General features: G+C 71.8%; 8 protein-coding genes. 4 read left to right on the top strand and 4 right to left on the bottom strand.

The window, feature by feature from the left end:
* Window positions 1-49: 49 nt before the first annotated feature.
* A complete protein-coding gene (locus tag MN205_RS01000; RefSeq protein ID WP_242123439.1) occupies window positions 50-1,873 on the bottom strand; it encodes an SNF2-related protein in 1,824 nt (607 codons plus the stop codon).
* 314 nt (window positions 1,874-2,187) lie between these two features.
* Here MN205_RS01000 and MN205_RS00995 point away from each other — a divergent pair, with 314 nt between their 5' ends.
* Window positions 2,188-5,283, top strand: a complete 3,096-nt coding sequence (locus tag MN205_RS00995) for a DUF3427 domain-containing protein (RefSeq protein ID WP_242123437.1) — start codon at window positions 2,188-2,190, stop codon at window positions 5,281-5,283.
* A gap of 89 nt (window positions 5,284-5,372) precedes the next feature.
* On the opposite strand, the gene MN205_RS00990 is transcribed toward MN205_RS00995, so the two are convergent.
* Both MN205_RS00990 and MN205_RS00985 read right to left on the bottom strand, forming a co-directional pair.
* A complete protein-coding gene (locus MN205_RS00990; RefSeq protein WP_242123435.1) occupies window positions 5,373-7,475 on the bottom strand; it encodes a nuclease-related domain-containing DEAD/DEAH box helicase in 2,103 nt (700 codons plus the stop codon).
* Window positions 7,472-7,672, bottom strand: coding sequence for a hypothetical protein (locus MN205_RS00985; protein WP_242123434.1), 201 nt, complete (start codon window positions 7,670-7,672; stop codon window positions 7,472-7,474). The genes MN205_RS00990 and MN205_RS00985 overlap by 4 nt, the downstream gene beginning before the upstream one ends.
* Before the next feature lie 257 nt (window positions 7,673-7,929).
* Between MN205_RS00985 and MN205_RS00980 the strand changes: the two genes are divergently transcribed.
* The 3 genes from MN205_RS00980 to MN205_RS00970 all read left to right on the top strand — a co-directional run bounded on the left by MN205_RS00980 (window position 7,930) and on the right by MN205_RS00970 (window position 10,472).
* On the top strand, window positions 7,930-8,562 hold the full coding sequence (locus MN205_RS00980) for a nucleotidyltransferase domain-containing protein (RefSeq protein WP_242123432.1): 633 nt from the start codon (window positions 7,930-7,932) through the stop codon (window positions 8,560-8,562).
* A 29-nt stretch (window positions 8,563-8,591) separates the two neighbouring features.
* Window positions 8,592-8,978, top strand: coding sequence for a hypothetical protein (locus MN205_RS00975; protein WP_242123430.1), 387 nt, complete (start codon window positions 8,592-8,594; stop codon window positions 8,976-8,978).
* A 90-nt stretch (window positions 8,979-9,068) separates the two neighbouring features.
* Entirely contained in the window at window positions 9,069-10,472 is a 1,404-nt protein-coding gene (locus MN205_RS00970; RefSeq protein WP_242123428.1) for an ADP-ribosylglycohydrolase family protein, read from the top strand.
* Between the two features lie 20 nt (window positions 10,473-10,492).
* Here MN205_RS00970 and MN205_RS00965 read toward each other — a convergent pair whose 3' ends face one another.
* On the bottom strand, window positions 10,493-11,803 hold the full coding sequence (locus MN205_RS00965; RefSeq protein ID WP_242123426.1) for a hypothetical protein: 1,311 nt from the start codon (window positions 11,801-11,803) through the stop codon (window positions 10,493-10,495).
* Between the last annotated feature and the right edge of the window lie 61 nt (window positions 11,804-11,864).

Below are 11,864 nucleotides of genomic sequence, written 5' to 3'. Positions count from 1 at the left end.
CCCAATGACATCCACGCAAGTCAGAGGCTTGGTGAGGAAGTAGAGCAGGTCAGGGCGGCGCGCGGGCCGATCTTGCTGTCCGGTCCCAGGGGACGGGCGAGGACCGGGACCGCGCTGAGGTCCGCCACCTCTTCCGGTCGACGTCCTCGTCGAAGTCGTCCAACGACTTGCGGAAGGCCTCGGAGGCCGGTGAGAGCATCCGCTGGTGCATCGCCGGCATGCAGCTGGCCGCGTGGCGCAGAGGCATCTGCAGGGCGACGCCGAGCGGGACGCCCTTGCACTCGGCGTCGGCGACCAGCGTGGTGTGCACCGCCTCGTAGAAGTCCTTCTCGGGTCCGGTCAGTCGCACGTCGATGTTGTGCGGCTCTCGGACGGCCTTGGCATCGGCCACGTCCACCTTGCGGGTGCGGGGCATGACGCCGCTGAGCGTGTTGTGCTCCGCGACGAGGCGCTTGACCTCTGCGCGCGCCGGGGCGTCCAGCTCGGCGGCGGTGGCCAGGATCGACCTCAGGTGCTGGAAGTCGGGTCGGGTGACGACAGGACCTCCGAGCTCGAGGTGACGGATCGCGTCCAGCTCGCGCAGCAGCTTTCCGGGGGAACGACCAGCGGCGGTACCGCGCTCGACGGCGTTGAGGTGCTGGTTCGGTTCGAGCTGCAGCTCGAACACCTTTGCGGACTCGAACAGCCCCTGGTCGAGCAGGTTGAACAGGTCCCGCGCGCGTAGGTTGATGGGCGTGGCCGACAGGAAGAGGAGGTAGTCAGCCCAGTCCGACAGGAGGGAGCCGAGGACGTGGGACCTGGTGCCCTCGTTGCGGAAGGAGTGCGCCTCGTCGACGATGACCAGGTCGAAGCGGGGACCCACCTGCGTCAGCGCGTCGAGGACCTCGGACGCGCTGCGCAGGGACTCGATGGAGATGATGCCGTGCAGCTCGCGGTCGCGGTCGTGGCCCAGGTCGTCGGCGAGCTCGGCCAGGGCCGTCGGCGTGATGCGGTCCAGCCGCCGGTCGAAGCGGCGCTCCATCTCCATCTGCCACTTGCGGGTCAGCGACGACGGGGTGACCACCAGCGTCCTGCGCAGGGCGTTGCGCTGCTCCAGCTCCGTCCAGACCAGCCCGGCCTCGATGGTCTTGCCCAGGCCGACCTCGTCCGCGATGAGCAACCTGCCGTGCGGGGAGTTCAGCACCTTGATGGCCGGCTTGAACTGGTACGCCCGGAAGACCGTGCGCGACGTCGCGTAGAAGTACAGGGTGTCAGACAGCGGGTTGCGGAGCTTCGCCCACGTCAGGGTCCGCCCGATGGCCGAGGCGCCGGCAGGTGCACCGGAGGCCCAGAAGGAGGGATCCCGCGGGTCTCCGTCCATCCGGATGACGGAGTCGGCGGTCACCACGTGCCGGACCCCGTCGACGGCGAGCACCACGCGGTGCCCGGAGACCTCTCGAGTGACCTCGACGACCCGCCCGTACTTGCCCGCACCGCGCAGCTCGGCGATGTCGCCCACCTGCACGGGAGCGTTGCCGAGGAGCGGCCGGCCCTCCTCCCACTCGTCGAGGAAGAGGTCCCTCGCCTCCGCGAGGTGCTCGCGGTCCCCGTCGTCCGTGCGGCGGTGCCGCGCGGACACGGTCGTGGCGATCGGAGCGCCGACGCAGGAGACGACCGCCTCCCACCTGCCCTTGCGGTGGATGCCGTAGACCCCTCGCACCAGGAGACCGCGCTCGACCGGAGCCCGCAGCTCGCGCACCTCGACGGGCAGTGCGAGCAGGGCGTCGACGTCTGCTCGGTCCGGCGTACCGATCACGAGGACGGCTCGGACGTCGGCGTCGCGCAGCCATGCGAGGCCGGCGGCGGTGGGATAGCAGAAGAGGTCGTCGGACACGGCCGTCACCTCGCGCGTCGAGCTGACATGGCGAGGCACGGCGAGGGCACTGCAGCCGACACCGCCGCCATCACCGCGTTGCCGCAGCTCTTCGTCATCAGCTCCACGCGCTCTGCGCCTCCCTCCGCACGATAGCTACATTAAGCAACAACACATGACTTTGCGTGGTTCTTGATCGATGCGACGCAGCTCGCCATCTGCCGCGGTACCGCCCGAGGCCTGTCATGCCATTCGCCACCCGTGACACGCGACAGCTCTCCACGCAGTCCGTCTCCTGCCAGAGTGAGCCAGTGATCACGGATGCAGCGCGATCGATGAGCGACTCGATCGAGGGCTTGTACGAGAGCCTCATCACCCATGACGTGAACGCAGTCATGACCTCAGCCGCCGGCTGGACCACGCTGCTCCGCAGCGTCGACGATGCCGACGCCCCGCTCGTCCTCGCTCGCCACGTCAGCAGCCTGGTCCAGCAAGCATTGGAGACGACGACCAGCCAGACCGACCGCCTTGCCCTCGTCCGCGACCTGCTCGGCGTCCTCGGCGAGCACGGGGCAGTACCCGTCCCCGACGAGAAGGGCGCCCCGCAGCAGCTGCTGGCGGCCCACCGGCGGCGGGCCCTGGCGCAGCTGTCGACCGTCCGGCCGGCGACACCGCTGTCGGAGGCGGCCCTGCTGACGAACAGCACTGCTGACCCGAACCTCGCGGCGGAGCTGCGGGCGGAGCTGGCCAGCGCGGACCGCGTCGACCTCCTGTGCGCCTTCATCAAGTGGTCGGGGCTACGACTGCTGGAGAGCGCGCTGCGGGACCTCAAGGACCGGGGTGTGCCCTTCCGGGTCATCACGACGACGTACATGGGTGCGACGGAACGCCGGGCCGTGGACGCGCTCGTGGACGAGTTCGGCGCCGAGGTGAAGGTCATCTACGAGACGACCCGCACCCGGCTGCACGCGAAGGCGTGGGTGGTGCACCGCGCCACTGGCTTCAGCACCGCCTACGTGGGCTCCTCCAACTTGTCCCGTTCCGCGCTGCTCGACGGCCTGGAGTGGAACGTCCGCCTGTCCGCGGTGGCCAACCCCGCGCTGCTCACGAAGTTCGACGCGACCTTTGCCAGCTACTGGGAGAGCAGCAGCTTCGAGACGTACGTGCCGACGCAGGATGCAGACCGGTTGGACGCCGCGCTCGCCGAGGCCGGCGGACAGCGCGGCCCGGGGACGCCTGTCGACCTGTCGGGGCTGGAGGTGACCCCGCGAGCGCACCAGCAGGAGATGCTCGAGCAGCTCGCCGGGGAGCGGCAGCTGCACGACCGGCACCGCAACCTCGTCGTCGCAGCCACCGGCACCGGCAAGACCGTCCTCGCCGCCTTCGACTACAAGCAGCTGCGCGAGCAGCACGGGCGCGACCTGACGCTGCTGTTCGTCGCCCACCGCCGGGAGCTGCTGGAGCAGGCGCGGCGCACCTACCGGGAGGTTCTGGGCGACGGTGCGTTCGGGGAGCTGCTCGTCGGCGGAGAGCGCCCTCGCCGGGGCCGGCACGTCTTCGCCAGCGTGCAGTCGTTGAGCGCCGACCTCCTCGCCAGCATGGACCCGCGCCAGTACGACGTCGTCGTGCTCGACGAGTGCCACCACGCCAGCGCCGGCAGCTACCAGCGTGTCCTCGACCGGCTGGAGCCGATCGAGCTACTGGGGCTCACGGCGACGCCGGAGCGCGCCGACGGTCAGGACGTGCTCGCGCTCTTCGGCGGGCGCGCCGCGGCCGAGCTGCGGCTGTGGGACGCGCTCGCCGACGACCTGCTCGTGCCGTTCCACTACTTCGCCGTGGACGACGGCACCGACCTGCGCGCCCTCACCTGGCGCCGCGGCGGCTACGACGTCGAGGGCCTGACGAGCCTCTACACCGGCGACGACGCCCGGGCGCGGCTGGTGTTGCGCGAGCTGCGCCGCCGGGTGGGCGACGTGGGTTCCATGCGGGCCATCGGCTTCTGCGTCAGCGTCGAGCACGCGCACTACATGGCGCGCGTCTTCCGCGAGGCAGGCATCGATGCGCTGGCCGTCAGCGGCAGCAGCACCCCTGAAGAGCGGGCGGCGGCGCTGCGGCGGTTGAAGGACGGCGAGGTGCGCGTCCTCTTCGCCGTCGACCTCTACAACGAGGGCGTCGACCTTCCACAGGTGGACACCGTCCTCTTCCTGCGGCCCACGGAGTCCTCGACCGTCTTCCTCCAGCAGCTCGGCCGCGGTCTGCGCACCTCCCCCGGCAAGGCGGTGCTGACCGCGCTGGACTTCGTCGGCCACCAGAACGCCGACTTCCGCTTCGACACCCGTTTCCGCGCGCTCACCGGTGTCAGCCGCGGCGCGCTGCAGCACCAAGCCGAGCAGGGGTTCCCGTTCCTGCCCGCGGGGTGCTCCATCGTCCTCGACGAGGTGGTGCAGGAACGTGTCGTCACGAGCATCAAGCGCCAGCTCAGCCCACGCGCCCCTGCGCTCGTCAGCGAGGTGCGGACGCACTCGAGCAGCAGCATCGCGGCCTTCCTCACCGCCAGCGGGCTCAGCGTGCGCGAACTGCTCGGTAGCAACCGCTCGTGGACGGACCTGCGCCGCCGCGCCGGGACGGAGACGCGGCCGGTCGGCCCCGCGGAGACCGCGCTGCTGAAGCGAGTGCGCGCCGTCACCCACGTCGACGACCGGCTGCGCCGCGACGCCTACGCCCGACTGCTCGCCGACGACGCTCCCTTCGACGCGCTCTCCCCCGTCGAACGTCACCTCGCCGGGATGCTCACCGCGTCCCTGTGGCCGTCCGGCGCGCCCGGTGACCTGCCCCACGTCCTCGACGTGCTGCGGCGCGAGCCCGCCGTCCGCGACGAGTTGCGCCAGCTCGTCGACATCGCTTTCGACGCCGCCCGGCACCCCACAACCGCTCTCGCCGGTGAGCTCGCCGACCTGCCGCTGAGCGTGCACGCCCGATACTCCCGTGACGAGATCGTCAGCGCGCTCGGCGTCGCCACTGCCACCCGCCCGCCGATGTCATTCCGCGAAGGTGTCGTCTGGGCGCCTGAGCGGCGCGCCGACGCCTTGCTCATCACCCTGACGAAGTCGGAAGCCGACTACTCCCCGACGACGATGTACCGCGACTACCCACTGACGCGGGCGCTGTTCCACTGGGAGTCGCAGTCGCGCACGACGGTCGCCTCACCGACGGGCCAGCGGTACCTGAACCACCGCGCGATGGGCACCCACGTGCTGCTCTTCGCTCGGCAGCGCAAGCAAGGTGACCTCGGGGCGGAGCCGTACCTGTTCCTCGGTCCGGCCGACTACGTCTCGCACCAGGGTGAGCGACCCATCAGCATCACGTGGCGGCTGCACCACGCGATGCCGATGGACTTCTTCAGCGAGGCGGCACTCGTCAACGCGAGCTGACCAGATCCGCAGCAGAAACTGCCCCGATGCCGCTTCCACGTTCTACCCGTTGATCGTCTCGGGCAGCCGTGGTCCCACCGCGCCGAGCGTCACTGCAGGAACCCCAGCCACAAGCTGTCGCGCGCCCGCGTCATCCCCACGTACAGCTCCCGCCTCTCCACTTCCAGTCGCTCCCGCCACGCGGTCTCCGACTCCCCCGGCTTGGCGGCGGACCCGCCCTCCCGCAAGCCGGGCAGGAAGACGTGCTTGAACTCCAGCCCCTTGGCCCGCTTGATGGTGCCCACCTTGAGCCGCCCGCACGTCTGCCCGGCGTACTCCTCCAGCGGCACGAGCGGCACCCCGGCGCGGCGCAGGACACCGGCGTACCGGGACGCGTCCGCGGTGGTGGCGGTGAGCAGGGCGCAGTCCCCGAGGCCGGCTCCCGAGGCCGCCAGGTCGGTCACGGCCTGGACGAGCGCCATCTCCAGGCTGCGAGCGTCGGGGGCGTCGACGCGCACGGTCACCCCGCCGTCGCGGGCGACCTCCATCCGCCGGGCACCCGCTTCGAGGGAGTCGTCGAGGTCGCCGAAGGCGTCGGAGGCGACGACGGCCACGGCCGCCTCGAGGATGCGGGAGGCGTTGCGGTAGTTGGTCTCCAGGACGGTGGAGCGGCCGCGGACGTTGATGCCCGCTTCGGAGAGGGTGAAGCCACCCGGGTACACGGCCTGCTGGCCGTCGCCGATGAGCAGCAGTCCGTCGGGGCCGTCACCGCCGAGCGCGTGCAGCAGCTGCACACCGACGCGGCTGAGGTCCTGCACCTCGTCGACGACGACGGCGACGTAGGGCTCGTCCAGCGGGCGTCGCAGCACCTCGGCGAGCGCGAGGAGGAGCAGGTCCGCCGCGTCGTGCAGCTCGCGGGAGCGCAACAGCTCGCAGTAGTGCGCGTGCAACTGCCAGACCGCCTCGCGCTGGGCGCGGTTCAGCGGCGTGGAGCGGCCCACCCGGGTGAGGTCGGCGTACTCGGAGAAGTCGGTCAACCCCCGCCCCTTGATGACGGAGGCGATCTCCTCCTTCCAGTACTGCACGGGCACCGGAACCTCGGCGAGCGCCGAGTAGCGTCCCACGCTCGCCCACGACCGCCAGAAGCACGTGTCGGCGGCCTTGAGGTCGACGCGGTGTCGCACACCGCGCTCGGTGAGGAATCGCCGCGCCCACGAGTGCAGCCCGCGGAACTCGACCCGCTCGACGTGCTGCGGTGCCAGCCGGGCGAAGGTGGCGGCCAGCACGGTCGGCAGGGTGCGGACGAACGAGACGTACAGCAGCCGGCCGGGGCGGGTGCCGGCGAGGTAGGCGGCGCGGTGCAGGCCGATGACGGTCTTGCCGGTGCCGGCGGGGCCCCGCACCCGGGCGGGGCCGTTGCGGCTCTGGCGGACGAGCTTGGCCTGGCTGGGGTGCAGGAACGCCATCCAGTCCTCGATGGGGGCGGCGAGCGCACCGTCGAGGAGGGACGCTTCGAGTTCCTGGGCGCTGAAGAGGGCTTGCTGCTCCGGATGCTCCTCGACGGCCTGCAGCGGCAGGACGGGCGGGACCACGACGGGGCTGACCTCGACCGGGCCGGCGTCCTCGTGGGGCGGGAAGTCGCGTTCGAGGACGGCCAGCACCTCGGGGAGCTTCTCGGCGTCGAGGCGCTCGCCGCGGCGGTTGATCCACGGCACGAGGTGCTTCTCGCCCATCACCGTGATCCGGCCCAGGGTCAGCGGCCCGAACGCCTTGCCGACGAAGACGAGGACCGGCACCACCTCCAGCGGTGCGAGCCCCACCTCGGCGACGGTCTGCTCCGCGAGCTCGGCGATGCGCAGCACCTTGTCGACGTCGTCGTGGGCGTCCTCCTGCCCGCGGCACAGGCGTCCGTCCTCGACGTGCACCTCCCGCCAGTTCTTGACGTCGACGACGAGCACTCCGCCGGGACCCACGTGCAGCAGGTCCACGTTGGCCGCCCGGGTGCCCGGCCAGCGCCGGTCGGCCAGCAACGTCCAGCCGGAGCTGGACATGGGCTGCAGCAGTGCACCGATCTTGCGCTCACCCGCACCGCCGGCCTCGTGCCGGCGGACGATCCGCTGCTGCTGCGCGGCGAGGCGCAGGTACTCCTCGGCGAGGGCACGCGCGCGTCGGGCCTCGACGTCCTGGGATGCTCCCGCCGTCACGGCGCTCACAGGTCGTGCACCCCGACGTGGTGCACGACGAACCGCGCCGGGTCGCTCTGGTGGGCGAAGGTCACCAAGGCCCGGACGAGCGTCACGAAGGCGCCGTCGATGACGTCGAGACCGCGCCGCGCCGCGACCCGCTCCGGGCCGAACACCGGGTGCGTGCGGGAGCGGACGTCGAAGTCGACGACGTACTGGACCTGCACGACCGCTCCTCCCCGTGCTGCTCGAAAACCTGCTGCGTGGTGCGACAGGTGCGTGGAGGGTTGTCGACAGGAGTCCGGAGCAGGCGGAGGTGCGGTACCGGAACGGAGCATGCGGAGCACTCGAACGGCTGCAAGGGCTCTCCCACGGGGCAGAAGCAGGCCCTCGACATCGACCACTGGACCGGGGTGCAGTGGAGTGCTTCTATGTGCACTGAAGTGCGCATAGAAGCACTCCATCGGACGGGGGAGGTGGCGACGTGAACTGGGTCCACCCCCTCTCCGCGCTGTTCCCCACCGTTCAAGGCGCCGTGCTCCACACCCTCTGGCGGCGCACCACTCCGATGACCGGACGCGAGGTGCACCGCGTCAGCGCGACCGGCTCCTACCGGGGCACCCTGGTCGCGCTCGACCGCCTGGTCGAGCAGGGGATCGTCGAAGCGCGCCGCGTCGGGCAGGCGCGCGAGTACCACCTCAACGAGGAGCACCTCGCCCACCCCGCCTTGACTGCGGCGCTCGCCGCCTTCACCCCTCGGGCCGACCTGGACGATCGGCTGCGCGCTCTGGTGCACCAGCACCTCCCCGACGACCGGCACGTCTCGCTGGCCTACTTCGGCTCCTTCGCCCGAGGAGAAGCGGGAGCGGACAGCGACATCGACCTCCTCCTCGTCGTCCCCGACGGCACCGCTGACGACACCACCGACCGAATCGTCGCCGACCTGGAGGTTCGCGGGCAGCGGTGGACGGGCAACGAAGTGCAGGTCTACGCGACCCGTCACGCCGACCTCGCTCGCGCGGTCGCCGCAGGCGACCCCATCGTCGCCGAGTGGCAGCGGGACGCCGTGACGATCCTCGGCCCGACGATCCAGCGACTCCTGAAGGCGATTCGATGACTCCCCGCCCCGGCCCCCGGATGCAACCCGTGACGGCAGCGGAGGTGCAGGTGCGCGCCGAGGCGGCGCGCAAGTTCCTCGAGGTCGCCCGCATGGTCGAGGACGACACCTCCGATCCCGCCCTCCCTCGTGTCGCGAGCGCCCTCGCCGTCCTGGCCGGCATAGCTGCCAGCGACGCCGTCTGCGGTCACGTCCTCCACCAGCGCCCGCAGGGGCAGGACCACCAGGAAGCCGTTCGCGTGCTCGGGAGCATCCGTGGCGCCGACGAGCTCGCCACCTCACTGCGCCGCCTCTTGGCCGACAAGACGACGTCCCAGTACGGCACCACGTACATGACCGCGCAGAAGGCGGCGTCGATGGTCCGGCACGCCGAAAAGCTCGTCGAGGGCATGGAGCAGCAGCTGTGGAGCCGGTGACGCACCGCCGATCGCGCTGACGGGCACCCTCGGCCTGCGACCCGTCTGCACTCGCAGGACGACGAACAGCAGCACACCAGGAGGATCCACGTGGACCGACAGCACCGGGTGATGGGCGCCCTCGTGGGCTCCGCCGTCGGCGACGCGCTCGGCGCGCCGTTCGAGTTCGGCCCGCCGGGTGCGTTCAGCGCCCGTTTCCCCACCGCGGCGCGCGGGGTGGCCACCGAGATGTGCGGCGGCGGGACGCTGGGCTGGGAGCCGGGCGAGTTCACCGACGACACGCAGATGGCACTGCTGGTCGGGCAGTCGCTGCTGGAGCGCGACGGCCTGGACGAGACGGACGTCTTCGAGCGATTCCGCCGGTGGGCGCAGGCCGGGCCGCCGGACATCGGGGTGCAGACGTCCGCGGTGCTGGGCTCCGGGCTGCCGTGGGACGCCGCCGCGGCCGAACACGTGCGCGCCGGGCACCGCGCCGCCGGCAACGGCTCGCTCATGCGCACCACCCCGGCAGCGATCTCCTTCGCCCGCGCCGGGCGGGAAGCGAGCATGGACGCCGCCCGGCGGATCAGCGCCCTCACCCACGGCGACCCGGCGGCCGGGGAGGGGTGCGCGCTCTTCCACGAGGTGCTGCGGGTGCTGCTGGAGGGCGGGAACGCCGACGAGGCCGTCGCCGCGGCGCTGCCGCTGGTGGCGGAGGAGCACCGGGTGAAGTGGGCGCAGGTGTGCGACCCGGGCTGGCGGCCGCAGGACGCCACCGAGGCCAACGGCGCGGTGTGGCCGACGCTGGGGTCGGCGCTGTGGGCACTGCGGCACTCGACGACGTTCGAGGAAGCCCTGCGGCTGGTCGTCGACCTCGGCGGGGACACCGACACCGTCGCCTGCGTCACCGGGGCACTGGCCGGGGCCCGCGCCGGGATGACCGGTATCCCGGTCCGCTGGAGTTCCGTGGTGCGCGGGCGCGTCCCCGGGTTCCCCGGCCGGACGTGGGAACTGCGCGACCTGCAGTGGCTGGCCGTGCGCCTCGACGGATCCACCGCGGACCTGCACGAGCCGCCGCCGACTCGCGGGCTGGAACCCCGGGAGGTCGCCCCCGGTGTCTGGGCGTCCGACCTCGACGGCGCGCGCCGCAGCGACCGCGACTTCGCCGTGGTGTCGCTGTGCCGCACGGGTGGGCGCTTCGGCCACGACGTGCAGCGCTTCGCGTACCTCACCGACGACGACAGCAATTCCGAGATTCAGACGGTCCTCGACGACGTGCTCGCCGACATCGCCGCCCTGCGCGCCGACGGCCGGCGAGTGCTCGTGCACTGCCACGCCGGCGCCTCGCGCACCGGGCTGGTGCTGCGGGCGTGGCTGGTGCGCGAGGAAAGGTTGTCAGCGCAGGAGGCGACGGGGCGGGTCGCGGCGGTGTGGCCGCAGCTGAGCACGTGGAACGACAGCTTCACCGAGGCGCTGCGGGAGGTGGAGCGTCGCCGCGGAGACGTGCCCCGGTGACCACCGGAGCCGGTACCGGTTCACGAAGGCGCAGCCAGTTGACCGGAGGCGAAGAGCATCGCCGTGAACGCGGGGCACGCCTCGACGGCCTCCCGCACCTGCAGCACCGCCTCCCGCACCACCTCGGGCGCGGTGACCTCCTCCACGGCCAGCCGCCGCGCCAGCCTCAGGTGGTTGTACGCGCTCAGCTGACCGAGCAGCGCCGCGGACACCTCGCCGACCGGCACCTCAGTGGCGGGTGCCGTCCAGTCCCCGGCGTCCACGACCAGGGCGAACTGGGAACCGTCGAGGGCGTTGAGCTGGTCCGCCAGGTCGGCGTGGTGGGGCGACCAGGAGCGTTGCACGGCGGCCCAGGTGGGTGGTTCCTGCACGTAACCGACCTCGACGCCGGGGCGCACGAAGTCGAAGAGGACGTACAGGGCGATGCGGTCGCTCTTGATCGTCCGCCGCGGCCAGGCGGTGGGCCAGTAGGCGGCGGCGAAGTGGTCGCGCGCCCACTCCTGCGGCCGCTGCCACCCCAGGCCGCCGGCGGTCCACAGGCCCTTCTGCGGCCACCCCCACGCGATCCCGTCGTCCTCCAACCGGGTCGTCAGTTCCTGCACGAACGTGGAGATGGCGGGGTAGAGGCGCTCGGCCGCGACGCGATGCGCGTCGGCGACCTGCTGGTAGTCGGTCGCGTCGAAACCGTTGAACACCCTGGCCACTCCCCTGCGTTCCATGAGTTCGACCGTGTCGTCGCGTAACTCCTGCTCATGCACCGCGAGGTTCTGCAAACCCCGCAGGAGGTCGGCGACTACTCGCCAGGGCAGCCAGCGGACCTGCGGGCGTCTTGCGGCGCTGCCCGCCCCGACCAGCTCGTCGAGCTCCTCGCGCGCCCGCGCCACGTCCACCGGCTCCGACGTCCCGGTGGTCAGCGCCATGACGGTCGCGCTCAACCCTTGCGCGGCGGCACGTTCGGAGAGGGCGCACCACTGGACCGTCAACTGCTGCACGGTTCCGCGCCCCTCGACCTGGTACCGGCCGAACCCGGCGTGGTACTTCGCCTCGATGGCGATCAGGTGACCGGCGACCTGGATGAGGACGTCGGGTTCGACCTGCCGCCCGGGCAGTAGGCTCACCGGCAGCTTCGGCCACAGGGTGATCGTCGCGCGCTCGACGTCGGCGGCTGAGAACTCGACCCCGGGCAGGGCGGCCGCGAGGAGGGGCCCCAGCAGGCGCTGTCGCGGCAGGTAGCGCACCGCGGAGAACACGGCGTCCGTGAGGGTGTCCTCCATGCGTTCCGCCGCGAGCGTCGCCGCGGGGTCGAGCTTGCCCTGCAGTTCGGCGCGCACAGCGCGAGAGTGCTCGCCGCGCACGGCGGCGTCGAGCCGCGGCGTGTCGGACTCAGGTGCG

This window comes from Kineococcus sp. TRM81007, from assembly GCF_022669155.1.
Lineage (GTDB): Bacteria > Actinomycetota > Actinomycetes > Actinomycetales > Kineococcaceae > Kineococcus.
Note: the sequence above shows the minus strand (reverse complement) of the source record. Positions and strands in the feature narration are given on the sequence as shown.

What these genes read in the sequence shown, in the direction of transcription:
- MN205_RS00995 (WP_242123437.1), top strand. Translation starts at nt 2,188, where the DNA reads ATGAGCGACTCGATCGAGGGCTTGTACGAGAGCCTCATCACCCATGAC.